The following is a 21,918-nucleotide window of genomic DNA, read 5'->3' as shown; positions in this document are numbered from 1 at the left end:
ACGGCCGCAAATACCGAGACAGTCAAGGGAGAGGTCATGAGTGTTGATTCCCGTCGTCCGCGCGTCGGCATCATAGGTACGGGTGCCATCGGGGGCTTTTACGGATTGATGCTGGCGCGTGCCGGATACGATGTGCATTTTCTGCTGCGCAGCGAGTTTGACACGGTGGCGCGCGAAGGTTTGCAGGTCAAAAGCGCCGTGCATGGCGAGCTGTCCCTCAAGCCTGTTCAGGCGTATCGCTCGGCGGCTGAAATGCCACCTTGTGACTGGCTGCTGGTCGGCACCAAGAGCACCGGCAATGCCGCGCTCGGTCCGATCATTCGCCAGGCGGCTGCGCCAAACGCCAGCGTGCTGCTGTTGCAGAACGGTCTGGCTGTCGAAGACCAGCTGCGTAATGTCCTGCCCGACAGCCTGCACATACTCGGCGGGCTGTGCTTCGTCTGCGTCAACCGGCTTGCGCCCGGCGTCGTCGCCCATGAAGCCTTCGGCGCGGTCAGTATCGGCTATCACAGCGGCCCGGCGGACGATGAGGCGAGCCGCATGGCGGTTGTCGAAGCCTGCGCGGCCCTGTTCAGGACAGCCGGCATCGACGCGCCGGTCATGGCCAATCTGCAACAGGCCCGCTGGCAGAAACTGGTCTGGAATGTGCCCTACAACGGGCTGTCTGCCTTGTTGCAGACCAGTACTGGCCGATTGATGGCCGACCCTGACAGCCAGGCCTTGATCCGTGCGCTGATGGACGAGGTCGTGCAGGGCGCCGAGGCCTGTGGCCATGCCTTGCCGCCGGGGTTTGCGCAGCATCTGTTTACAGTGACCGAAAGCATGCCGGATTACAGGCCCAGCATGTACCACGACCTGGCCGAAAGACGCCCGCTGGAGCTGGACGCCATTTATGCCCGACCCCTGGCAGCAGCGCTTGCCGCCGGGTTTGACATGCCTCGCGTGCGGGCGCTTTATCAGGCACTGGCGTTCATCGATCGGGGCAACCACCCGGCAAGCAAAGGAGTGATTCATGACAGAAGCTGAAGACCACAAGCTGGTACTGGCGATTTCATCGCGTGCGCTGTTCGATCTGCGCGACAGTCATGAGGTGTACATGGCCGATGGGGTCGAGGCCTACCGCAAGTATCAGATCGAGCATGAGGATGAAATCCTCGCGCAGGGCGATGCGTTCCCGCTGGTCGAAAAACTGCTGAGCCTCAATGCCAGCCTGCAAAAGGCGCGCGTCGAAGTGGTACTGGTGTCGCGCAACAGTGCCGATACCGGGCTGCGGGTCTTCAACTCGATTCAGCATTATGGCCTCGACATCAGCCGCGCCGCCTTTGCCGGTGGGCGCAGTCCCTACCCTTATCTCGCAGCGTTTGGCTGCCACCTGTTTCTCTCCACGCATGCCGAGGATGTACGCAGCGCCCTGGACGCCGGGTTCGCCGCCGCGACGATCCTTTCGGGTGGCGCACGGCGTGCAGCCAGCGCCGAGCTGCGGATTGCCTTCGATGGCGACGCCGTGTTGTTTTCCGACGAATCAGAGCGGGTGTACCAGAGCGGCGGGCTGGCGGCCTTTCAGGCCAGCGAACGTGAGTGGGCTCGCGAGCCGTTGCGCGGCGGGCCTTTCAAGCCGTTTCTTGCCGCACTCAATCAATTGCAGCGCGAGTTTCCCGACGCAAGCTGCCCGATTCGCACCGCGCTGGTCACGGCTCGCTCGGCACCTGCCCATGAGCGCGTGATCCGCACCTTGCGCGAATGGGACATTCGTCTGGACGAGTCGCTGTTTCTCGGTGGATTGCAAAAGTCGGCCTTTCTTGAAGCGTTCGCCGCCGATGTGTTTTTCGACGATCAGCCCGGCCACTGCGAGAAGGCGCGTGATGTGGTGGCGACGGGTCACGTTCCGCACGGCATAAGCAACGAAATAGTGCCACTTGCCGACGGGGGCTGAGAAGTCCGCCGTCGCAGCCGATGATGCGCTGCTACGCTGAGTCAATCTCCGCCATTCCGGTTGTACGGGAGGTTGTATGGTCCGTTCGATGCTGTATGCCGCAGACCTCGGTCTGTACGCGCCTTATGTAACGCAGCACGCGCTGGCGCTGGCTCGAACGTTCAACGCCGAGCTGTACGTCATCCATGTCGTCGAGCCTCTGGGCCTGTTCGCCGAGTCGGTGCTGCAGAGTTACCTGGGCGAGGAAGCGCTGAAAGAGCTTCGCGGCAAAGGTGTGAATGCGTTTCTGAGTGGAATAGAGCAACGAATGCTCGACGGGTTTCGTGAAGAATTGGGGGAAGGGCACTCGGACCTGTCCCTGATTCGTACGGTGCGCGTCGTTCAGGGCGAGCCAGCCAGCGTGATTCTCGAGCAGGCGCACAGGCTGAATGTGGATTTGCTGGTGGTCGGCAGTCACAGCCGCAGGATGGAAGAGGGCACCTCGGTAGGCCGCACGGCTGCCAGGGTCCTGCAGTTTTCCGATGTGCCGGTCTACATGGTTCCGATGATGTTGAAAAAGGGGCGGGGGTAGAGGAAAGGTCCAATTGGTGGTTTTAATGAAATCGAGCGTGCGATCACCTTACAAAGGTGATAAAAAGTTCTAGAATTATTCGTCTCACCATTAATCCAGTTATATACCGTCGCCGATACCCATAGGGTTTATCTGCTTTGAGGGATACATATGAAGCTCCAACAACTGCGCTACATTTGGGAAGTGGCGCACCACGACCTCAACGTTTCCGCGACGGCCCAGAGCCTTTACACCTCCCAGCCCGGCATCAGCAAGCAGATCCGTCTGCTTGAAGACGAACTGGGCGTCGAGGTTTTCGCCCGCAGTGGCAAGCACCTGACGCGTGTGACGCCGGCAGGCGAGCGCATCATCACGACAGCGGGCGAGATCCTGCGCAAGGTCGAGAGCATCAAGCAGATTGCCCAGGAGTTCTCCAACGAGAAGAAGGGCACGCTGTCGATCGCCACCACTCACACCCAGGCGCGCTATGCCTTGCCGCCGGTGATCAGCAACTTCATCAAGCAATACCCGGATGTCGCGCTGCACATGCACCAGGGCTCACCGATGCAGATCGCCGAAATGGCCGCTGACGGGACGGTTGACTTCGCCATCGCCACCGAGGCGCTCGAGCAGTTCAGCGATCTGGTGATGATGCCGTGCTATCGCTGGAACCGTTGCATTGTCGTGCCGCAGGGTCACCCGTTGACCAAGGCGCCGAAGCTGACGCTGGAACTGCTGGCTGAATACCCGATCGTGACTTACGTCTTCGGCTTCACCGGTCGTTCCAAGCTGGACGAAGCGTTCAGCCATCGCGGGCTGGTGCCCAAGGTCGTGTTCACGGCGGCGGATGCCGACGTGATCAAGACCTACGTCAGGCTGAACCTGGGGGTGGGTATCGTGGCAAGAATGGCGATAGACGAGGCAGTGGACAGCGACCTGGTGGTGCTCGATGCCAGTGATCTGTTCGAGTCCAGCGTGACAAAAATCGCTTTCCGTCGCGGCACCTTCCTGCGTGGCTTCATGTGCGATTTCATCGAGAAATTCGCGCCGCACCTGACCCGCGAAGTCATGGCCAAGGCGATTCAGTGCCATAACAAGCAGGAAATGGAAGAGCTGTTTGCCAATGTCGAATTGCCGGTGCATTAGAGGCAGTTTTGAGCTACAAGCTGCAAGCTGCAAGTAAAAGCGCGCAGGCTGTAGCTTGTAGCTTGTAGCTTGTAGCTTGTAGCTTGTAGCTTGTAGCTTGTAGCTTGTAGCTTGTAGCTTGTAGCTTGTAGCTTGTAGCTCGCGACGTCAGTCGCGCACTATCAGATTGCCCGCATGCAGCCCGCATTCCTTCTGCGTGGCTTCTTCCCACCACCAGCGACCCTCGCGCTCGTGCTGGTTCGGCAATACCGGGCGGGTGCAGGGTTCGCAGCCGATGCTGATGAAGCCGCGCTCGTGCAGGCTGTTGTAGGGCAGCTCCAGCATGCGGATGTAGCCCCAGATTTCCTCGCTGCTCATTTGTGCCAACGGGTTGAATTTGTACAGCGTGCGCTCGGCTGTCGAAAAAGCGCTGTCGATTTCCACCGCAGCAACGGCGCTGCGGGTGCCGGGGCTCTGATCACGGCGCTGGCCGGTTGCCCAGGCGCTGACGCCAGACAGTTTGCGACGCAGCGGCTCGATCTTGCGGATGCCGCAGCATTCGCCATGGCCGTCCCGGTAAAAGCTGAACAGGCCCTTTTCCTTGACGAAAGGTTCAAGCTTGCTGTGATCGGGCGAAACGATCTCGATCTCGATCTTGTAGTGCTCGCGGACCTGTTCGATGAAGCGATAGGTTTCCGCATGCAGGCGCCCTGTATCGAGGCTGAAGACCTTGACCTTCTTGTTCAGCTTCCAGGCCATGTCGACCAGAACCACGTCCTCGGCACCGCTGAAAGAGATCCACAGTTCGTCGCCGAAGTGCTCGAAGGCCAGTTTCAGAATGTCTTGTGCAGACTTGTTCGCATAGGTCGTCGCCAGTTCAGCGACGTCGAAAGGTTGGCTCATCAGGCGGCTTCCTAAAATGCAAGAGTGGCGCTTAAGCGCTCGTGATGGCGGCAATGGTAACAAAATCCGCTGTTCAGTGGCCGCTGCCAGCGGCTAGAGTGCCACTTCCGTCGAGAGCGAATAGTCTGAGGAGTGAGCTGTGGAAATTGCCTGTCTGGACCTTGAGGGTGTTCTGGTCCCGGAAATCTGGATCGCCTTTGCCGAGAAAACCGGCATCGAATCGCTGCGTGCCACCACGCGGGACATTCCCGATTACGACGTGCTGATGAAGCAGCGCCTGCGCATCCTCGATGAACATGGTCTGAAACTGGCGGATATTCAGGAAGTGATCGGCACCCTCGAGCCACTGGAGGGCGCCGTGGAGTTCGTCAACTGGCTGCGCGAGCGGTTTCAGGTGGTGATTCTCTCGGACACGTTCTACGAGTTTTCTCAGCCGTTGATGCGGCAACTGGGTTTTCCGACCCTGCTGTGTCATCGCCTGATCACTGACGAGACCGACCGGGTGGTCAGTTACCAGTTGCGCCAGAAAGACCCCAAGCGTCAGTCGGTGCTGGCCTTCAAGAGCCTGTATTACCGGATCATCGCTGCCGGTGATTCGTACAACGACACGACCATGCTGGGCGAGGCCGACGCCGGTATCCTGTTCCACGCTCCTGACAACGTGATCCGCGAATTCCCGCAGTTTCCGGCGGTGCACACGTTCGATGACCTGAAAAAGGAATTCATCAAGGCCTCGAATCGGGATTTGATGCTTTGAGGGCGAAGCCTCGGTTGCGCGCGACTGGAGACAGGTGACGCAGAGCGTCACGAAATGATCTGGCTATCGTGCCGACGCTCTGCGTCGGTATGCCGTTCTGGACGCTCTGCGTCCTCTTTGCGACGCAGAGCGGTTCAGAGTGCTTCAAGCGTCTCCAGCAGCACACGAACCTTGGTGAAGGTTTCCTGATACTCGGCGTCGCAGTCGGAGTCGGCGACGATGCCGCCACCGCCCCAGCAGGAAATCTGTCCGTCCTTGACCAACAGGCTGCGGATGGCGATCGAGCTGTCCATTTCGCCGCGCACGTCCAGGTGCATCAACGAACCGCAATACAGGCTGCGGCGGGTCGGCTCCAGTTCGTCGATGATCTGCATGGCGCGGATCTTCGGTGCGCCGGTGATCGAGCCGCCCGGAAAACTGCCCGCGATCAGGTCCAGTGCATCGTTGCCAGCGGCCAGCTCCCCGGTCACGCTGCTCACCAGATGGTGCACGTTGGGGTAGCTTTCCAGGCTGAACAGCTCGGGGACTTTCACCGAGCCGATGCGGCAACTGCGGCCCAGGTCGTTGCGCAGTAAATCGACGATCATCAGGTTCTCTGCGCGGTCCTTCTCGCTGGCCAGCAGTTCGGCGGCGAAGGCAGCATCCTGCGCCGGGTCCGCGCTGCGTGGCCGCGTGCCTTTGATCGGGCGGGTTTCGACCTGCCGAGCGCTGACCCGCACGAAGCGCTCGGGAGAAAGACTCAGAATCGCATCGGCCCCCGGCAGGCTGAGGTAGCCGGCGAACGGCGTCGGGCAAGCTGCTCGCAGCGCACGATAGGCGGCCCATGGGTCACCGACGCACTGCGCCTGAAAGCGTTGTGCGAAGTTGACCTGATAGCAGTCACCGGCCTGAATGTAGGCCTGAACTCGTTGGAAAGCCTGGCGATAATTATCCGCGCTGATGCTGGCCTGAAACGGTTGGCTGAGGCGGAACTCCGTGTGCGGCTCAGGGATATCGACAGAGAACAGCTCAATCAGCCGTTTGCGCTCGCTTGCGACAAGGGACGGGTGAAAAATCAGCTGGCTGGTCTGCTCCTGATGATCACTGATCAGCGCCCAGGCGTAGAGCCCCAGACGGGCCTCGGGCAGTTGCAGGTCGTCAATGGCCTGATCCGGCAACGGCTCCAGACATCGACCAAATTCATAACTCAGATAACCTATCAGGCCGCCAGCGAAGGGCAGCTCGCATCCGTCAGGCAGCTGCGCTGCGCCGAGCGCCTTGAGACTGTCGCGCAAGCGCTGGAGGTAGGCGGCGCCGTCTTCATCATCGGCAACGCTCAGTTCCTGCAGCGGCCATGCACTGAGCAGGTCATGTCGGCCCCGCACGGCTGTCGGCCTGCCGCTGTCGAGCAGCACCGCACCCGGCGCTTCGCGGATTCGCGCAAAGAACGCGATCGGGTCGGCGCTGTAGGGCAGGGGGTGTATCGAACAGATCGGCATCGTCGAATATCGGTCTTGGAAACGCGGCTGGCGATTGTAGCCTTGCCGATGCGGCAGTCCTAGCGGTATGTCGGTTCAGACGCCGGGCACATGACCGAACAGGTCCTGAACAAAGTTGACTCGCTCCTGCGCCGATTCCTGACGTCCTTCGAGAGCCAGTTGCTCCAGACGCGCCTCGACGGCCTGAGTGCGATGGGTCAGGCCGCTGTCGTTGGCGATCTGAATGTTCAGGCCAGGACGGGCGTTGAGCTCCAGAATCAGCGGGCCTTTGTCCTGGTCCAGCACCATGTCGACGCCGATATAGCCCAGGCCGCACAACTCGTAGCACTCGGCGGCAAGCTTCATGAAGCCGTCCCAGTTGGGCAATTGCACGCCATCCACCGAGTGGGTGGTGTCCGGGTGCTTGCTGATGATGTTGTTCAGCCAGGTGCCTTGCAGGGTGACGCCGGTGGCCAGGTCCACACCCACGCCAATGGCGCCCTGGTGAAGGTTGGCCTTGCCGCCTGATTGGCGGGTAGGCAAGCGCAGCATGGCCATCACCGGATAACCCATCAGCACGATGATGCGGATGTCCGGTACACCTTCGTAGCTGATGCTTTTGAAGATCGGGTCCGGCACGACCCGGTATTCGATCAGCGCGCGGTCGCGGTGACCGCCCAGGGAATAAAGGCCAGTGAGAATGCTGGACACCTGATGCTCGATTTCCGAGTGGCTGATGATACGTCCCGAGACGGTGCGAAAGCGCTCCTCGAAACGGTCGGCGATCACCAGAATGCCATCGCCGCCTGCGCCCTGTGCGGGTTTGATCACGAAGTCGCTGTGCCCACCGATGATCTCGTCGAGCCTGTCGATTTCCTTTTCCGTGGAAATCACGCCGTACATCTCCGGCACATGTATGCCTGCGGCGATGGCCCGCTCCTTGGTGATGATCTTGTCATCGACGATCGGATAGAGGCTGCGCTTGTTGTACTTGAGCACGTAGTCGGCGTTACGTCGATTGATGCCCATGATGCCGCGGGCTTCGAGCGCCTTCCAGGTTTTCCACCAGCCGATCACTTGGCCTTTTCCTCTTTCAGGAATGCCTTGAAACGCACCAGTTCGGTCAGCCGGTAGCCACGGTATCTGCCCATCGCCAGCATGAAGCCGACCAGCACCAGCAGCACTGCCGGGAAGGTGAAGACAAAATAGGTCAGTTCCGGCACGCTCATGATCAGATGCGCCAGCGACGCGGCGAACAGCGTACCGATGGCAACCTTCATGGCATGGCTGCCGCCACGCTCTTCCCAGGTGATCGACAGGCGTTCGATAGTCATGGTCAGAATCACCATCGGGAACAGCGCAACCGACAGGCCGCGTTCCAGCCCGAGCTTGTGGCTGAACAGGCTGATGGCGGCGATCAGCACCACGACGAAGGTCAGTACCACCGACAGGCGCGGCAGCATTTGCAGTTTCAGGTGCTCCAGATACGAGCGCAGTGACAGGCCCAGCGCGGTGATCACGGTAAACAGGGCGATGCCGAAGCCCAGCTGCGTCTCCCGGAACGCCAGTGCAATCAGCACGGGGGTGAAGGTGCCCAGTGTCTGCAGGCCGATCAGGTTGCGCAGAATCAGGATGACCAGCACGCCAATCGGGATCATGACCATGATCATGAAGGTCTGCTGGGTCTGCAACGGCAAGCCGTACAGCGAATAGGCCAGGAAGTCCGAGTCGGTGCTGGCGTCGGTCAGTTTGGCGAGACGCATCGCGTTCATTTCACTGTTGTTGAGGCTGAACGTGACTTGCACCTTCTTGCCGCCTTCGACGCTGACCAGGCCTTCCTCGCCGGTCCACCAGAGCAGCCGATCGTCCGGCAGGCCGGCTTCGCCGGTGTCGGGATTAAAGTACAGCCATTCCTTGCCGTTGAAGCTGCGCAGCCAGAGTTCCGGTGTCTGCTGCTCGGCATCCAGGCGAATGGTGTGGGCTTTTTCCAGCGGTACGTGGGCGATCGACAGCAGCAGCTCGGTGACCCGAGCCTTGTTGGACGCCGAGTTATCACCGGCCAGCAGCAGTTTGACGTTATCGTCATTCAGGTTGTTGACGCGCTTGATGGCCTCGGTGATGAAGGTCTCAACGTCCGCCGAATGCTGGCGAATGGGCGCCAGCAGCGCTTCGGCAGCGATCTTTTCCGGGCCTTCGACGGTCATACTGTCGCGAAAGATAGGCCCTTTGACCTTGGGCTTTTCACCGCTGTAACGCTTGGTCAACACCAGTCGGTAGTAGAGGGTCTGGTTGCCGGTGGCGCGACGGGCCGACCAGGTGACCTTGCGGTTGCCGTCAGCGCGGTTGACGCTGACGCCGTAATTATTCGAGATGAAGCTTTCATTGAGGCTGATGTAGTCGTGGGCCAGCGGCGGCACGAACATTTGCACCTTCACCGAATCCTTGGGATTGGCGACGAACTCGACTTTGGCGTCGATATTCCACAGGTCATCGGTTTCGTCTTCGCTGACGGGTATGCCCAGCGCCAGAATCTGATAGGCCGTGATCGCGATGCCGAGGGTCACAAGGGCAGTGATCAGGATCTTCAGATGGAGTGTAAGAGAGCGCATGGATTTACTCTGCGTTTTGAGCGACGGAAGCGCAGCCGGGCTTCCCTGCCGCATATTTAAGACTTGGATCGACCAGCGCATCAAAGCGTTTCAAGGCTTCGGAGCCGATCAAAAGCGGGTATTGGAAAGCACTTCGGTCAGTCAAGTTCACTTCTATAGTGCGTAAAGATTCACCCATGCAGATATCGAGGCTGATTACCGGACGTGACGAATACCGATTGTCGTCATCCGGGTCGAGGTCGTCGGCACGCCGCTTGATCTTGCTGACCCGCGCCAGGGGGCGTTCGATGGGGTGTACATGCTTGCTGTCGCTGGCCAGATAGAAGCGCACCCAGCTTTCGCCATCGCGCTTGAAATGTTTGATGTCGCGGGCGCTCAGCGAGGCGGTCTTGGCGCCCGTGTCGAGCTTGGCGGCGATCTCGATATCGATTTCGCTCAGCCTGGCGTATTCGTTGAGGCCATAGACTGTCTTGTTGGCGGCCAGGGTCAGGCCGGGTAAAAACAGAAGGCTGAGCAGTGTGGGGAGGGTAGTCAGTCTCATAAATCCTGGCGCGATGAGCGAACAACTTCAGGGTCAGGGCGCAAATGGAATTGACCTGATGATGATAGGGCAGGCGGTTCGCAGTCGCTGGCTCCGCTGCGGAGCGCGCTGTACGGACGCGACGCATTCTAGCATGAAGCCCTGCAGCTGCCAGTGATCAACCTGTGTGGCTGTTCAGGTTGCTGTGTCGAGCAGCGCTTGCTCGTTTTGGCTGATTGTCGACAATGCAGGGTTTGGCTTTGACGGATTGAGCAAATATGGCTAGATTTGAGCGCATATAGCCATGGGGTGTCGACAATGCTGAAGGTGGTCGAAGAAGCAATGACGGTTGCCGACGACTCGGAAACCCTCTCCGAGAACGTTTTTCGACGCATTCAATCGGCCATCGTGAAAGGCGAGATTGCCCCCGGCAGCAAGATTTCCGAGCCGGAACTGGCTCGCACCTATGGCATCAGTCGCGGGCCGCTGCGCGAAGCGATTCACCGGCTCGAAGGGCAGCGCCTGGTGGTTCGTGTGCCGCATGTGGGCGCCCGGGTGGTGTCGCTCAGTCATGCCGAACTGATCGAACTCTATGAAATCCGCGAGTCACTGGAGGGTATGGCCTGTCGTCTGGCCGCCGAACGCATGACCCAGGCCGAAATCGACGAGTTGCGCGGCGTTCTGGATACCCACGAACGCGACGCCGCGTTTCAGGCTGGGATCGGCTATTACCAGCAAGAGGGTGATTTCGACTTTCATTACCGCATCATTCAGGGCAGCGGCAATCGCACCCTCAGCCAGATGCTCTGCGGCGAGCTCTACCAATTGGTGCGCATGTACCGCATTCAGTATTCCACCACGCCCAACCGGCCTCGTCAGGCCTTTGCCGAACACCACCGCATTCTCGACGCCATCGCCGACCGCGACGGTGAGCTGGCCGAATTGTTGATGCGCCGCCATATCGGCGCGTCCAGACGCAACATCGAGCGCCATTATCAGGCCGCTTCCCAGACGACTTCCGACCGAGGTAAACAATGAGTCATAACAACAGCACTCCCGGCCAGCGTTTCCGCGATGCAGTCGCCAGCGAACAGCCGCTGCAAGTGGTCGGCGCGATCAATGCCAACCACGCACTGCTCGCCAAGCGTGCCGGGTTCAAGGCCATTTATCTGTCGGGTGGCGGAGTCGCTGCAGGATCACTGGGCATTCCGGACCTGGGGATCACCGGTCTTGAGGACGTGCTGATCGATGTGCGGCGCATCACCGACGTCTGCGATCTGCCGTTGCTGGTGGACGTCGACACCGGTTTCGGTTCTTCGGCTTTCAACGTAGCGCGGACCGTGCGCTCGATGATCAAGGCCGGGGCGGCGGCGATTCACATCGAGGATCAGGTGGGCGCCAAGCGTTGCGGGCACCGTCCCAACAAGGAAATCGTTTCTCAGCAGGAAATGGTCGACCGGATCAAGGCTGCCGTGGATGCCCGGACTGACGACAGCTTCGTGATCATGGCGCGTACCGATGCGCTGGCGGTTGAAGGGCTGGAGTCGGCGCTGGAACGTGCCGCTGCCTGTATTGAAGCCGGCGCCGACATGGTGTTTCCCGAGGCCATCACCGAACTGGCGATGTACAAGCAATTCGCCAACCGCGCAGGCGTGCCGATCCTCGCCAACATCACCGAGTTCGGCGCCACGCCGTTGTTTACGGTCGATGAGCTGCGCGAGGCGGATGTCTCGCTGGTGCTGTATCCGCTTTCCGCATTCCGTGCGATGAACAAGGCTGCGGAAAATGTCTACGGCGCAATCCGCCGTGACGGCAGCCAGAAAAACGTGATCGACAGCATGCAGACGCGCATGGAGCTGTATGACGCGATCGATTACCACACATTCGAGCAGAAGCTGGATGCGCTGTTTGCGCAGAAGAAGGGGTGATGCCTGTGAAATACCGGGCTTCTGGCCGCAGGCCGTAGGAGCGAACCGGGCGACGCTTCGCTTGTTCGCGAAAGGGCCGGTATATTCTCCGAAGATGTACCGTCTGAACCACAGTCTTCGCGCCCCATCACACAAAAACAAAATTGGAGAACACCATGGCTGAAGCAAAAGTATTGAGTGGTGCCGGGCTGCGCGGGCAGGTGGCCGGGCAGACGGCTTTGTCTACAGTGGGCATGGCCGGTGCCGGGCTGACCTATCGCGGCTATGACGTGCGCGATCTGGCTGCCGAGGCGCGTTTTGAAGAAGTGGCCTACCTGCTGCTGTACGGCGAACTGCCCAATCAGGCCGAATTGTCTGCCTATATGGACAAGCTCAGGCGCCTGCGCGATCTGCCGCAGGCCCTGAAAGAAGTGCTGGAGCGCATACCCGCCGACACGCATCCGATGGATGTGATGCGCACCGGTGCCTCCATGCTCGGCACCCTGGAGCCGGAGCGCAGCTTCGATCAGCAGCGCGACTCGACCGACCGTCTGCTCGCAGCGTTCCCGGCGATCATGTGCTACTGGTATCGCTTCAGTCACGACGGCAAGCGTATCGACTGCACCTCTGCGGAAGACTCCATCGGCGGGCATTTTCTGCACCTGCTGCTGGACAGGGCGCCCAGCGAACTGCACCGCAAGGTCATGGACGTCTCGCTGATTCTGTACGCCGAACACGAATTCAATGCCTCGACCTTCACTGCGCGCGTCTGCGCGTCGACCCTGTCGGACCTGTATTCCTGCGTCACGGCAGCCATCGGCACCTTGCGCGGCCCGCTGCATGGCGGTGCCAACGAGGCTGCAATGGAAATGATTCAGCGCTTCGCCTCGGCTGAAGAGGCCACCAAAGGCACGCTGGGCATGCTGGAGCGCAAGGAAAAGATCATGGGCTTTGGCCATGCGATCTACAAGGAGTCCGACCCGCGCAACGAGGTGATCAAGGGCTGGTCGAAGAAGCTCGCCGAGGAAGTGGGCGATACGGTGCTGTTCCCGGTCTCCGAGGCCATCGACAAGGTCATGTGGGAGCAGAAGAAACTGTTCCCCAACGCCGACTTCTACCATGCGTCGGCGTATCACTTCATGGGTATCCCGACCAAGCTGTTTACGCCGATCTTCGTCTGCTCACGCCTGACCGGCTGGGCCGCTCACGTTTTCGAGCAGCGCGCCAACAACCGCATCATTCGCCCGAGCGCCGAGTACATCGGCGTCGAACAGCGCGCGTTCGTACCCCTGGAACAGCGCTAGGCTCTGTACGAAAAGTCGGCGAGCGAAGGTCAGGCGAGGCAAAAACAGGCGAGGAAGCGGAGTCTACGTGTTGTAAATGAGCATTCCGAGCCTGTTTTTAACGAAGCATCACCGAGCGCAGCCACTTTTCGTACAGAGCCTAAAAGGGGGCAGGGGAGCCGCAGACGAGCTCCCCACCCGTATTCCGAACACTCCGTGATCGAGTCCCGCAATGAACAGTGAATTTCGCAAACCGCTCCCTGGCACCCGACTGGATTATTTCGACGCTCGGGCGGCCGTCGAGGCGCTCAAGCCCGGTGCCTATGCCACGCTGCCCTACACCTCGCGGGTGCTGGCCGAGAACCTGGTGCGCCGTTGTGATCCGGCGACCTTGAATGCCTCGTTGACCCAGCTCATCGAGCGCAAGCGTGATCTGGATTTTCCCTGGTTCCCGGCACGCGTGGTCTGCCACGACATTCTGGGTCAGACCGCGCTGGTCGACCTTGCCGGGCTGCGCGACGCGATCGCTTCGCAGGGCGGCGATCCTGCGCTGGTCAACCCGGTGGTTCCGGTGCAACTGATCGTCGATCACTCGCTGGCAGTGGAGTCCGACGGTAATGACCCGCAGGCGTTCGCCAAGAACCGCGCCATTGAAGACCGTCGCAACGAAGATCGTTTTCATTTCATTGACTGGACCAAGCAGGCGTTCAAGAACGTCGAAGTGATCCCGCCGGGCAACGGCATCATGCACCAGATCAATCTGGAGAAAATGTCGCCGGTGGTGCAGGTGCTCGATGGCGTGGCCTTCCCCGACACACTGGTGGGCACGGACAGCCACACGCCGCACGTCGACGCCCTGGGCGTGATTGCCATCGGCGTCGGCGGGCTCGAGGCCGAGAACGTCATGCTCGGGCGCGCCTCGTGGATGCGTCTGCCGGACATCATCGGCGTCGAACTGACCGGGCGCCATCAGCCAGGCATCACCGCCACCGACCTGGTGCTCGCGCTGACCGAATACCTGCGTCAGCAGAAAGTGGTCGGTGCCTACCTGGAGTTTTACGGCGCAGGCGCGTCGAGTCTGACCCTGGGCGACCGGGCAACAATCTCCAACATGGCACCTGAATACGGCGCGACGGCGGCGATGTTTTCGATTGATTCGCAAACCATCGACTACCTGCGTTTGACAGGTCGCGAGGACGAGCAGGTCAAGCTGGTCGAGCTGTATGCCCGGCACACCGGTCTTTGGTCGGACAGCCTGAGCGAGGTGCAGTACGAGCGGGTGCTGAGTTTCGATCTGTCCAGTGTGGTGCGCAACATGGCTGGACCCTCCAATCCTCATGCGCGGGTCGCCACCGCCGATCTGGCGGCCAGAGGGATTGCCGGGCAATGGGACGAGGTGCCGGGGCGGATGCCCGACGGCGCGGTGATCATCGCTGCGATCACCAGTTGCACCAACACCAGCAACCCGCGCAACGTCATTGCCGCCGGTCTGCTGGCACGCAACGCCAACCGCCTGGGGCTGCTGCGCAAACCCTGGGTCAAGTCATCGCTGGCCCCCGGCTCGAAAACCGTAGCGCTGTACCTGGATGCCGCCGGGCTGACGTCCGAGCTGGAGCAACTGGGTTTCGGCGTCGTGGCCTTTGCCTGCACCACCTGCAACGGCATGTCCGGCGCGCTCGATCCGCTGATCCAGCAGGAAATCATCGACCGCGACCTTTACGCCACGGCGGTTTTGTCCGGTAACCGTAATTTCGACGGGCGTATTCACCCCTATGCCAAGCAGGCCTTTCTGGCCTCGCCGCCCCTGGTGGTGGCGTACGCCATTGCCGGGACCATCCGTTTCGATATTGAAAACGACGTGCTGGGCGTCGCCGAGGGCCGGGAAATCCGTCTAAAGGACATCTGGCCGAGCGATGAAGAGATCGATGCCGTCGTGCAGGCGTCGGTCAAGCCGGAGCAGTTCCGCCAGGTCTATATCCCGATGTTTGCCATCGAAGAGCACAGCGGGCCGAAGGTCGAGCCGCTTTACGACTGGCGTCCGATGAGCACCTACATCCGTCGCCCACCCTACTGGGAAGGCGCGCTGGCCGGAGAGCGCACGCTCAAGGGCATGCGGGCGCTGGCCGTACTGCCGGACAACATCACCACCGATCACCTGTCGCCGTCCAACGCGATCATGCTCGACAGTGCGGCGGGCGAGTACCTGGCGAAAATGGGCCTGCCGGAGGAAGACTTCAACTCCTACGCGACCCATCGGGGCGACCACCTGACCGCCCAGCGCGCGACCTTTGCCAACCCGCAACTGGTCAACGAGATGGCAGTGGTCGACGGCAAGGTCAAAAAAGGCTCGCTGACCCGTATCGAACCCGAAGGTGTGGTCACACGCATGTGGGAAGCCATCGAAACCTACATGGCGCGCAAGCAGCCGTTGATCATTATTGCCGGTGCCGACTATGGGCAGGGCTCGTCCCGTGACTGGGCGGCCAAAGGCGTCAGGCTGGCGGGCGTCGAGGCGATTGCTGCAGAAGGGTTCGAGCGTATTCACCGCACCAATCTGGTGGGCATGGGTGTGCTGCCGATGGAGTTCAAGCCCGGCACCAGCCGTCTGACCCTGGGCATCGACGGCAGTGAAACCTTCGATGTGATCGGCCAGCGCACACCCCGTGCGACGTTGACGCTGGTGATTCAGCGCCGTAACGGCGAGCGCGTCGAGGTGCCGGTGACCTGTCGTCTGGACACCGCCGAAGAGCTCTCTATTTATGAGGCGGGCGGCGTATTACAGCGTTTTGCTCAGGACTTTCTGGAGGCTACTGCATCGTAGCTACGCTGGAGCGTGAGGAACGCCAAGCGTGCGCAAGAGCACTATCGTGCCCATGCTCCGCGTGGGCATGCAGTTCTGGACGCTCTGCGTCCGATTTTGAGCGCGCAGCGCGCTCTTTGAACAGGACAACGAATTCATGGCTCATTCACCCCAGATCCGCATCCCCGCCACCTACATGCGCGGTGGCACCAGCAAGGGTGTGTTTTTCAGGCTGACTGATCTGCCCGAAGCTGCACAGGTTCCGAGCGCGGCGCGGGATGCGCTGCTGTTGCGGGTCATCGGCAGTCCTGACCCCTATGAAAAGCAGATCGACGGCATGGGCGGGGCGACGTCGAGTACCAGCAAGAGCGTGATTGTTTCGCGCAGCAGCATGCCCGACCACGATGTCGATTACCTGTTCGGCCAAGTGTCCATCGACAAGCCGTTTGTCGACTGGAGCGGCAATTGCGGCAACCTGTCAGCGGCCGTGGGGCCGTTCGCGATTACCAGTGGCCTGGTCGACCAGGGCCGTGTTCCGCAGGACGGCGTCGCGGTGGTGCGTATCTGGCAGGCCAACATCGGCAAGACCATCATCGCCCATGTGCCGATCAGCAACGGCGCGGTGCAGGAGACCGGTGATTTCGAGCTGGATGGCGTGACCTTCCCGGCAGCGGAAGTGCCACTGGAGTTTCTTGATCCGGCGGCGGACGAAGAGGGCGCGGGCGGCTCGATGTTCCCCACCGGCAATCTGGTGGACGAGCTGGAGGTGCCCGGCATCGGCATTCTGAAGGCGACCATGATCAATGCCGGCATCCCGACGATTTTCGTCAACGCTGCCGACATCGGCTATACCGGCACTGAGCTGCAGGGCGATATCAACAGTGATCCGCAGGCGCTGGCCCGTCTGGAAGCCATTCGCGCCTACGGTGCTGTACGCATGGGCCTGATCGGCAACATCGATGAAGCTGTCGCACGCCAGCACACGCCCAAGGTTGCATTTGTCGCTGCGCCCGCCGATTACGTGGCGTCGAGTGGCAAGCCTGTCGCTGCGCAGGATATCGAGCTGCTGGTCCGCGCCGTGTCGATGGGCAAGCTGCACCACGCGATGATGGGCACGGCTGCGGTGGCCATCGGCACAGCGGCGGCCATTCCAGGCACGCTGGTGAATCTGGCCGCTGGCGGTCAGGCGCGCAGTGTCGTCAACTTTGGCCATCCCTCCGGCACATTGCGGGTCGGCGCCAAGGCCGTTCAGGAGGGCGGTGACTGGAAAGTCACCAAGGCCCTGATGAGCCGCAGCGCCCGCGTGCTGATGGAAGGCTGGGTGCGGGTGCCGCAGCCAGGCGCCTGAAGTCGTCAGCTTGCAAAAGGGGGCTCGCAGCGTCTACTTGAAACGTCGCTCCACGCCTTTTTCGACCAACACCTTGGCGGAGATTTCTTCCACCGAAAAATGCGTGGAATTGATGTGCGCGATGTTCTCGCGGCGGAACAGGCTTTCCACCTCTCGCACCTCGAATTCGCACTGCGCGTAGCTGGAGTAGCGGCTGTTGGGCTTGCGCTCATGGCGGATCGCGGTGAGACGGTCCGGGTCGATGGTCAGGCCAAACAGTTTTTCGCGATGCTGTTTGAGCGCTGCAGGCAGTTGCAGCCTCTCCATGTCATCTTCGGTCAGCGGATAGTTGGCGGCCCGGATACCGAACTGCATGGCCATGTACAGACAGGTCGGGGTTTTTCCGCAGCGCGAGACGCCGACGAGGATGATATCGGCCTTATCGTAATAATGCGTCCGTGCGCCGTCATCGTTGTCCAGCGCAAAGTTGACCGCCTCGATGCGCTCCATGTAATTGGAGTTATGCCCGATGGAATGCGATTTACCCACGGAGTAGGACGAGTGTGAACTAAGCTCCTGCTCCAGCGGGGCGAGGAAGGTCGAAAAGATATCGATCATGAAGCCATTGGACGTCGCCAGAATCTCGCGAATGTCCTGATTGACGATGGTGTCGAAGATGATCGGCCGCACATCGTCCTTGTCGGCGGCATTATTGATTTGTTGTACCATCGCCCGCGCCTTCTCGACGCTGTCGATATAGGGCCTGGTGAACTTGTTGAACGTAATGTTTTCAAATTGTGCCAACAGGCTCTGGCCCAGGGTTTCGGCGGTGATACCCGTGCCGTCCGAGATGAAGAAAGCGGATCGTTTCATTTTTGCCCCAGGCCTTAAGCAGTTGACGAATTCTGGCTATCATAGGCGTGCTGGCCTGCCATGAGAGCCCGCAGGTGCAGCTTTTTTGCACGCATGGTTTTGAACACTCGGTTTTGAACGCCCGATCTGTACGTCCGGGCAGACACGCCTGAAGCCACACCGCATGTGGCGCAGGTGAATGAGCTTTTCCCAACAACAAACACAGTTAGTGGAGAGATCACCTTGGTAGAGTACGTAGTTTCCCTCGATAAGCTCGGCGTCCATGATGTAGAGCACGTGGGGGGCAAAAACTCGTCCCTCGGCGAGATGATCAGCAACCTCGCAGGTGCTGGTGTTTCGGTGCCCGGCGGCTTTGCGACTACCGCCCAGGCTTACCGTGACTTTCTCGAGCTCAGCGGCCTCAACGAGCAGATCCATGCGGCGCTGGACGCCCTTGACGTCGATGATGTCAACGCGTTGGCCCGCACCGGTGCGCAGATTCGTCAGTGGATCATGGAGGCCGAGTTCCCCGAGCAACTCAACGCCCAGATCCGTACTGCGTTTGCCGAGCTCTCTGCGGGTAATCCGAACCTGGCCGTGGCCGTGCGTTCCTCCGCAACGGCCGAAGACTTGCCGGATGCCTCGTTCGCCGGCCAGCAGGAGACCTTCCTGAACATCCGCGGCGTCGAGAACGTGATCCGTGCCGCCAAGGAAGTCTTCGCTTCACTGTTCAACGACCGTGCGATTTCCTACCGCGTACACCAGGGCTTCGACCACAAGCTGGTCGCGCTGTCTGCGGGCGTGCAGCGCATGGTGCGTTCCGAAACCGGTACGGCCGGTGTGATGTTCACCCTCGACACCGAGTCCGGCTTCCGCGACGTGGTGTTCATCACCGGCGCTTACGGCCTGGGCGAGACGGTCGTGCAGGGCGCCGTCAACCCGGACGAATTCTACGTGCACAAGGACACGCTGGCGGCTGGCCGCCCGGCGATCCTGCGTCGCAACCTGGGCAGCAAGGCGATCAAGATGATTTACGGCGAAGAAGCCAAGGCCGGTCGTTCGGTCAAGGTGATCGACGTCGAGCCTGCCGATCGCGCGCGTTTCTGCCTGAGCGATGCCGAAGTGTCCGAGCTGGCCAAACAGGCGATGATCATCGAGAAGCACTACAAGTGCCCGATGGACATCGAGTGGGCCAAGGACGGTGACGACGGCAAGCTGTACATCGTTCAGGCTCGCCCCGAAACGGTGAAGAGCCGTGCTTCGGCCAACGTCATGGAACGCTATCTGCTCAAGGAGACCGGCAAGGTGCTGGTCGAAGGCCGTGCCATCGGTCAGCGCATCGGCGCGGGCAAGGTGCGCATCATCAAGGACGTGTCCGAGATGGACAAGGTCCAGCCCGGCGACGTGCTGGTGTCGGACATGACCGACCCGGACTGGGAGCCGGTCATGAAGCGCGCCAGCGCAATCGTCACCAACCGTGGCGGTCGTACCTGCCACGCGGCGATCATCGCCCGTGAGCTGGGCATCCCGGCAGTGGTCGGCTGCGGCAACGCCACGCACACCCTTCAGGATGGCCAGGGTGTTACGGTCTCCTGCGCCGAGGGCGACACCGGTTATATCTTCGAAGGCGAGCTGGGCTTCGACATCAAGACCAATTCGGTCGACGCGATGCCTGATCTGCCGTTCAAGATCATGATGAACGTCGGCAACCCGGACCGTGCCTTCGATTTCGCCCAGTTGCCCAATGCCGGTGTCGGTCTGGCGCGTCTGGAGTTCATCATCAATCGCATGATTGGCGTGCACCCCAAGGCGCTGCTCAACTATTCGGTGCTGCCACCGGAAATCAAGGAAAGCGTCGACAAGCGCATCGCCGGTTACGACGATCCGGTCGGTTTCTATGTCGAAAAGCTGGTCGAGGGCATCAGTACTCTGGCTGCCGCGTTCACGCCGAAGAAGGTCATCGTGCGCCTCTCGGACTTCAAGTCCAACGAGTACGCCAACCTGATCGGCGGCAAGCTCTACGAGCCTGAAGAAGAAAACCCGATGCTGGGCTTCCGCGGTGCGTCGCGCTATATCAGCGAGAACTTCCGTGACTGCTTCGAGCTGGAGTGCCGTGCGCTCAAGCGCGTGCGCGAAGAGATGGGCCTGACCAACGTCGAGATCATGGTGCCGTTCGTCCGCACCCTGGGCGAGGCGAGCCAGGTGATCGATCTGCTGGCCGCCAATGGCCTGAAGCGTGGCGAAAACGGCCTGCGCATCATCATGATGTGCGAACTGCCGTCCAACGCGATTCTGGCGGAAGAGTTTCTGGAGTACTTCGACGGCTTCTCCATCGGCTCCAACGACCTGACCCAGCTGACGCTCGGTCTCGACCGTGACTCCGGCGTGATCGCCCACCTGTTCGATGAGCGTAACCCGGCGGTCAAAAAGCTGCTGTCCAATGCTATTCAGGCGTGCAACAAGGCTGGCAAGTACATCGGCATCTGCGGGCAGGGGCCTTCCGATCACCCGGATCTGGCGCGCTGGCTGATGGATCAGGGCATCGAGAGTGTGTCGCTGAACCCCGATTCGGTACTGGAGACCTGGTTCTTCCTCGCCGAGGCTCAGGCGCCTGTCTGACAGGCGGCGGCTTACCTGAGGCACGTCCCTTACAAGACCGGGCGGCCGTGTGACGCGAACGCGGCCTGAGCCGTCATGTGGTTCAGGTGTTTGAATGAGGCGGTTTCTTCGGAAGCCGCCTTTTTTATGGCGCACCGCGAGACCCCGGAACGCGTGGTTTCATCCCGTCTGTCAAACCAGATAAAGAGTGATATGCAGAGCAGCAGCCAGCTTTTTCCCGTGGCCTTGATCAGCGCCGAGCGTCGTGGCGATCTGGTCGAGGACGTCTACCGTCTCAAACCTGCCAACAGCCCCGACGCCAGTGTCGAACTGGCGGTAACCCGGCTGGGGCGCGTCGATCAGCCGGATGTGCGTGGCACTCCGGTCATACTGCTGCATGGCAGTTTTTCCAACCGGCGGTTCTGGTATTCGCCCAAGGGCATAGGTCTGGGCGCGTATCTGGCGCGGGCCGGCTATGACGTGTGGATTCCTGAAATGCGCGGCCATGGCTTGTCGGCTCGCAACCTGAGTTATCGCAGCAATTGCGTGGCGGACTACGCGCGTTTCGATTTGCCAGCCATTGCCGCGTTCGTCGTCGAGCAAAGTGGCCAGATACCGCACTGGATCGGCCACTCGCTGGGCGGCACGAGCCTGGCGGCAGCCTTGGGCGGTCAGTATCTTGGGGCTGATACTGCGGCGTCCGTGGCGCTGTTCGCCAGCCAGGTCAGCCGCACCTACTGGCCGCTGAAAGTCCCGCCACTGCAGTGGTCTGCGAAGTTGCTGTTGAGGTCCTTCGAGCATATCTCCGGACCGCGTTTCAAGCGCGGGCCGGAAGACGAGCCGATCGGTCTGGTTCTGGAAAGCATGCGCTGGCACGGGCTGTTCGGACGTTTCGGTGAGCGTGACAACAACTGGTGGGCAGGGTTGAGCGCGGTTCAGGTGCCGGTTCTGGCTGTCGCTGCGGCCGGCGACCATCAGGACCCGGTGTGGGCATGCCGTGAACTGTTCGAGCAGATCGGCAGCGAACACAGGCAATTCCTCTGCCTGGGCCGCGAACACGGCTTCAGCGAGGATTTCGACCATGTGCAGATGCTGGTCAGCAAGGCCGCGCAGCAGCAGGTCTGGCCGCGCGTGATCGAGTGGCTGGGTGAGCGTTCCGTTCCTGAACAGGTTGCAGAGTTTCAGGTCGCGGTAGGCAGTTAGCCGGTAAAGTCGCTATGGTTAGGCTCATCCGGTCGTGTCTGTTTCAGTAAACCGTCTGTATCAATCGCGACCCCATAGCCGATGACAGGAGTTG

The 21,918-nt window shown here is 60.8% G+C and carries 19 protein-coding genes; 12 read left to right on the top strand and 7 right to left on the bottom strand.

The window, feature by feature from the left end; all coding sequences use genetic code 11:
- Positions 1-36 precede the first annotated feature (36 nt).
- From LIX91_RS09265 to cysB, 4 genes are all read left to right on the top strand, one after another.
- Complete coding sequence (locus LIX91_RS09265; RefSeq protein WP_226488386.1) at positions 37-1,026, top strand: putative 2-dehydropantoate 2-reductase; 990 nt, start codon at positions 37-39, stop codon at positions 1,024-1,026.
- Positions 1,013-1,933 carry a 5'-nucleotidase gene (locus LIX91_RS09260; RefSeq protein WP_003347087.1) on the top strand — a complete coding sequence of 307 codons (921 nt, stop codon included), beginning with the start codon at positions 1,013-1,015 and terminating at the stop codon, positions 1,931-1,933. The genes LIX91_RS09265 and LIX91_RS09260 overlap by 14 nt, the downstream gene beginning before the upstream one ends.
- Before the next feature lie 76 nt (positions 1,934-2,009).
- The gene (locus LIX91_RS09255) at positions 2,010-2,504 is read left to right on the top strand and encodes a universal stress protein (protein WP_003315706.1); all 495 of its coding nucleotides are present in this window, start codon (positions 2,010-2,012) and stop codon (positions 2,502-2,504) included.
- 150 nt (positions 2,505-2,654) lie between these two features.
- Positions 2,655-3,629, top strand: a complete 975-nt coding sequence (cysB, locus tag LIX91_RS09250) for an HTH-type transcriptional regulator CysB (protein ID WP_003315705.1) — start codon at positions 2,655-2,657, stop codon at positions 3,627-3,629.
- A gap of 147 nt (positions 3,630-3,776) precedes the next feature.
- Here cysB and LIX91_RS09245 read toward each other — a convergent pair whose 3' ends face one another.
- Positions 3,777-4,511, bottom strand: coding sequence for a phosphoadenylyl-sulfate reductase (locus tag LIX91_RS09245; protein ID WP_226488385.1), 735 nt, complete (start codon positions 4,509-4,511; stop codon positions 3,777-3,779).
- Between the two features lie 139 nt (positions 4,512-4,650).
- Here LIX91_RS09245 and thrH point away from each other — a divergent pair, with 139 nt between their 5' ends.
- Positions 4,651-5,268 (top strand): bifunctional phosphoserine phosphatase/homoserine phosphotransferase ThrH, encoded by a 618-nt coding sequence (gene thrH, locus LIX91_RS09240; RefSeq protein ID WP_046237753.1) that lies wholly within the window; start codon positions 4,651-4,653, stop codon positions 5,266-5,268.
- 134 nt (positions 5,269-5,402) lie between these two features.
- On the opposite strand, the gene pabB is transcribed toward thrH, so the two are convergent.
- The 4 genes from pabB to LIX91_RS09220 form a co-directional block, all read right to left on the bottom strand.
- Positions 5,403-6,746, bottom strand: a complete 1,344-nt coding sequence (pabB, locus tag LIX91_RS09235; protein WP_226488384.1) for an aminodeoxychorismate synthase component I — start codon at positions 6,744-6,746, stop codon at positions 5,403-5,405.
- Between the two features lie 75 nt (positions 6,747-6,821).
- Positions 6,822-7,799 carry an alpha-L-glutamate ligase-like protein gene (locus LIX91_RS09230; protein ID WP_161420648.1) on the bottom strand — a complete coding sequence of 326 codons (978 nt, stop codon included), beginning with the start codon at positions 7,797-7,799 and terminating at the stop codon, positions 6,822-6,824.
- Entirely contained in the window at positions 7,799-9,334 is a 1,536-nt protein-coding gene (locus tag LIX91_RS09225; protein WP_003416135.1) for an inactive transglutaminase family protein, read from the bottom strand. The genes LIX91_RS09230 and LIX91_RS09225 overlap by 1 nt, the downstream gene beginning before the upstream one ends.
- 4 nt (positions 9,335-9,338) lie before the next feature.
- On the bottom strand, positions 9,339-9,875 hold the full coding sequence (locus tag LIX91_RS09220) for an ATP-dependent zinc protease (RefSeq protein ID WP_003347099.1): 537 nt from the start codon (positions 9,873-9,875) through the stop codon (positions 9,339-9,341).
- Between the two features lie 297 nt (positions 9,876-10,172).
- Between LIX91_RS09220 and LIX91_RS09215 the strand changes: the two genes are divergently transcribed.
- From LIX91_RS09215 to prpF, 5 genes are all read left to right on the top strand, one after another.
- Positions 10,173-10,892 carry a GntR family transcriptional regulator gene (locus tag LIX91_RS09215; protein ID WP_003416136.1) on the top strand — a complete coding sequence of 240 codons (720 nt, stop codon included), beginning with the start codon at positions 10,173-10,175 and terminating at the stop codon, positions 10,890-10,892.
- A complete protein-coding gene (gene prpB / locus LIX91_RS09210) occupies positions 10,889-11,782 on the top strand; it encodes a methylisocitrate lyase (RefSeq protein ID WP_003433051.1) in 894 nt (297 codons plus the stop codon). The genes LIX91_RS09215 and prpB overlap by 4 nt, the downstream gene beginning before the upstream one ends.
- Before the next feature lie 155 nt (positions 11,783-11,937).
- Positions 11,938-13,065: a 2-methylcitrate synthase gene (prpC, locus tag LIX91_RS09205; protein ID WP_046237749.1), complete on the top strand. Its 1,128-nt coding sequence runs from the start codon at positions 11,938-11,940 to the stop codon at positions 13,063-13,065.
- 211 nt (positions 13,066-13,276) lie between these two features.
- Complete coding sequence (gene acnD, locus LIX91_RS09200; RefSeq protein WP_226488383.1) at positions 13,277-15,865, top strand: Fe/S-dependent 2-methylisocitrate dehydratase AcnD; 2,589 nt, start codon at positions 13,277-13,279, stop codon at positions 15,863-15,865.
- A gap of 136 nt (positions 15,866-16,001) precedes the next feature.
- Entirely contained in the window at positions 16,002-17,192 is a 1,191-nt protein-coding gene (gene prpF / locus LIX91_RS09195; RefSeq protein WP_226488382.1) for a 2-methylaconitate cis-trans isomerase PrpF, read from the top strand.
- 33 nt (positions 17,193-17,225) lie between these two features.
- On the opposite strand, the gene LIX91_RS09190 is transcribed toward prpF, so the two are convergent.
- Both LIX91_RS09190 and LIX91_RS25775 read right to left on the bottom strand, forming a co-directional pair.
- Positions 17,226-18,044, bottom strand: coding sequence for a pyruvate, water dikinase regulatory protein (locus LIX91_RS09190; RefSeq protein ID WP_003347114.1), 819 nt, complete (start codon positions 18,042-18,044; stop codon positions 17,226-17,228).
- A 39-nt stretch (positions 18,045-18,083) separates the two neighbouring features.
- Entirely contained in the window at positions 18,084-18,320 is a 237-nt protein-coding gene (locus tag LIX91_RS25775; protein WP_370683431.1) for a hypothetical protein, read from the bottom strand.
- Between LIX91_RS25775 and ppsA the strand changes: the two genes are divergently transcribed.
- Both ppsA and LIX91_RS09180 read left to right on the top strand, forming a co-directional pair.
- Positions 18,267-20,642: a phosphoenolpyruvate synthase gene (gene ppsA / locus LIX91_RS09185; RefSeq protein ID WP_004418234.1), complete on the top strand. Its 2,376-nt coding sequence runs from the start codon at positions 18,267-18,269 to the stop codon at positions 20,640-20,642. The two genes, LIX91_RS25775 and ppsA, sit on opposite strands and share 54 nt — an antisense overlap.
- 192 nt (positions 20,643-20,834) lie before the next feature.
- Positions 20,835-21,824, top strand: a complete 990-nt coding sequence (locus tag LIX91_RS09180) for an alpha/beta fold hydrolase (RefSeq protein ID WP_032702816.1) — start codon at positions 20,835-20,837, stop codon at positions 21,822-21,824.
- The last annotated feature ends 94 nt before the right edge of the window (positions 21,825-21,918 follow it).

The sequence above is a fragment of the Pseudomonas sp. B20 genome, from assembly GCF_020515755.1.
GTDB lineage: Bacteria > Pseudomonadota > Gammaproteobacteria > Pseudomonadales > Pseudomonadaceae > Aquipseudomonas > Aquipseudomonas syringae.
The sequence above is the reverse complement of the archived record's forward strand: the minus strand, read 5'-3'. Positions and strand labels throughout refer to the sequence as shown.

Excerpts from the sequence above, each read along its gene's own strand:
- LIX91_RS09265 (WP_226488386.1), top strand. The coding sequence starts at position 37 with ATGAGTGTTGATTCCCGTCGTCCGCGCGTCGGCATCATAGGTACGGGT.
- prpB (WP_003433051.1), top strand. The coding sequence starts at position 10,889 with ATGAGTCATAACAACAGCACTCCCGGCCAGCGTTTCCGCGATGCAGTC.
- LIX91_RS09220 (WP_003347099.1), bottom strand. The coding sequence starts at position 9,875 with ATGAGACTGACTACCCTCCCCACACTGCTCAGCCTTCTGTTTTTACCC.
- LIX91_RS09180 (WP_032702816.1), top strand. The coding sequence starts at position 20,835 with ATGCAGAGCAGCAGCCAGCTTTTTCCCGTGGCCTTGATCAGCGCCGAG.
- pabB (WP_226488384.1), bottom strand. The coding sequence starts at position 6,746 with ATGCCGATCTGTTCGATACACCCCCTGCCCTACAGCGCCGACCCGATC.
- acnD (WP_226488383.1), top strand. The coding sequence starts at position 13,277 with ATGAACAGTGAATTTCGCAAACCGCTCCCTGGCACCCGACTGGATTAT.
- LIX91_RS09260 (WP_003347087.1), top strand. The coding sequence starts at position 1,013 with ATGACAGAAGCTGAAGACCACAAGCTGGTACTGGCGATTTCATCGCGT.
- prpF (WP_226488382.1), top strand. The coding sequence starts at position 16,002 with ATGGCTCATTCACCCCAGATCCGCATCCCCGCCACCTACATGCGCGGT.
- LIX91_RS09190 (WP_003347114.1), bottom strand. The coding sequence starts at position 18,044 with ATGAAACGATCCGCTTTCTTCATCTCGGACGGCACGGGTATCACCGCC.
- prpC (WP_046237749.1), top strand. The coding sequence starts at position 11,938 with ATGGCTGAAGCAAAAGTATTGAGTGGTGCCGGGCTGCGCGGGCAGGTG.
- LIX91_RS09225 (WP_003416135.1), bottom strand. The coding sequence starts at position 9,334 with ATGCGCTCTCTTACACTCCATCTGAAGATCCTGATCACTGCCCTTGTG.
- LIX91_RS09255 (WP_003315706.1), top strand. The coding sequence starts at position 2,010 with ATGGTCCGTTCGATGCTGTATGCCGCAGACCTCGGTCTGTACGCGCCT.
- LIX91_RS09215 (WP_003416136.1), top strand. The coding sequence starts at position 10,173 with ATGCTGAAGGTGGTCGAAGAAGCAATGACGGTTGCCGACGACTCGGAA.
- cysB (WP_003315705.1), top strand. The coding sequence starts at position 2,655 with ATGAAGCTCCAACAACTGCGCTACATTTGGGAAGTGGCGCACCACGAC.
- LIX91_RS09245 (WP_226488385.1), bottom strand. The coding sequence starts at position 4,511 with ATGAGCCAACCTTTCGACGTCGCTGAACTGGCGACGACCTATGCGAAC.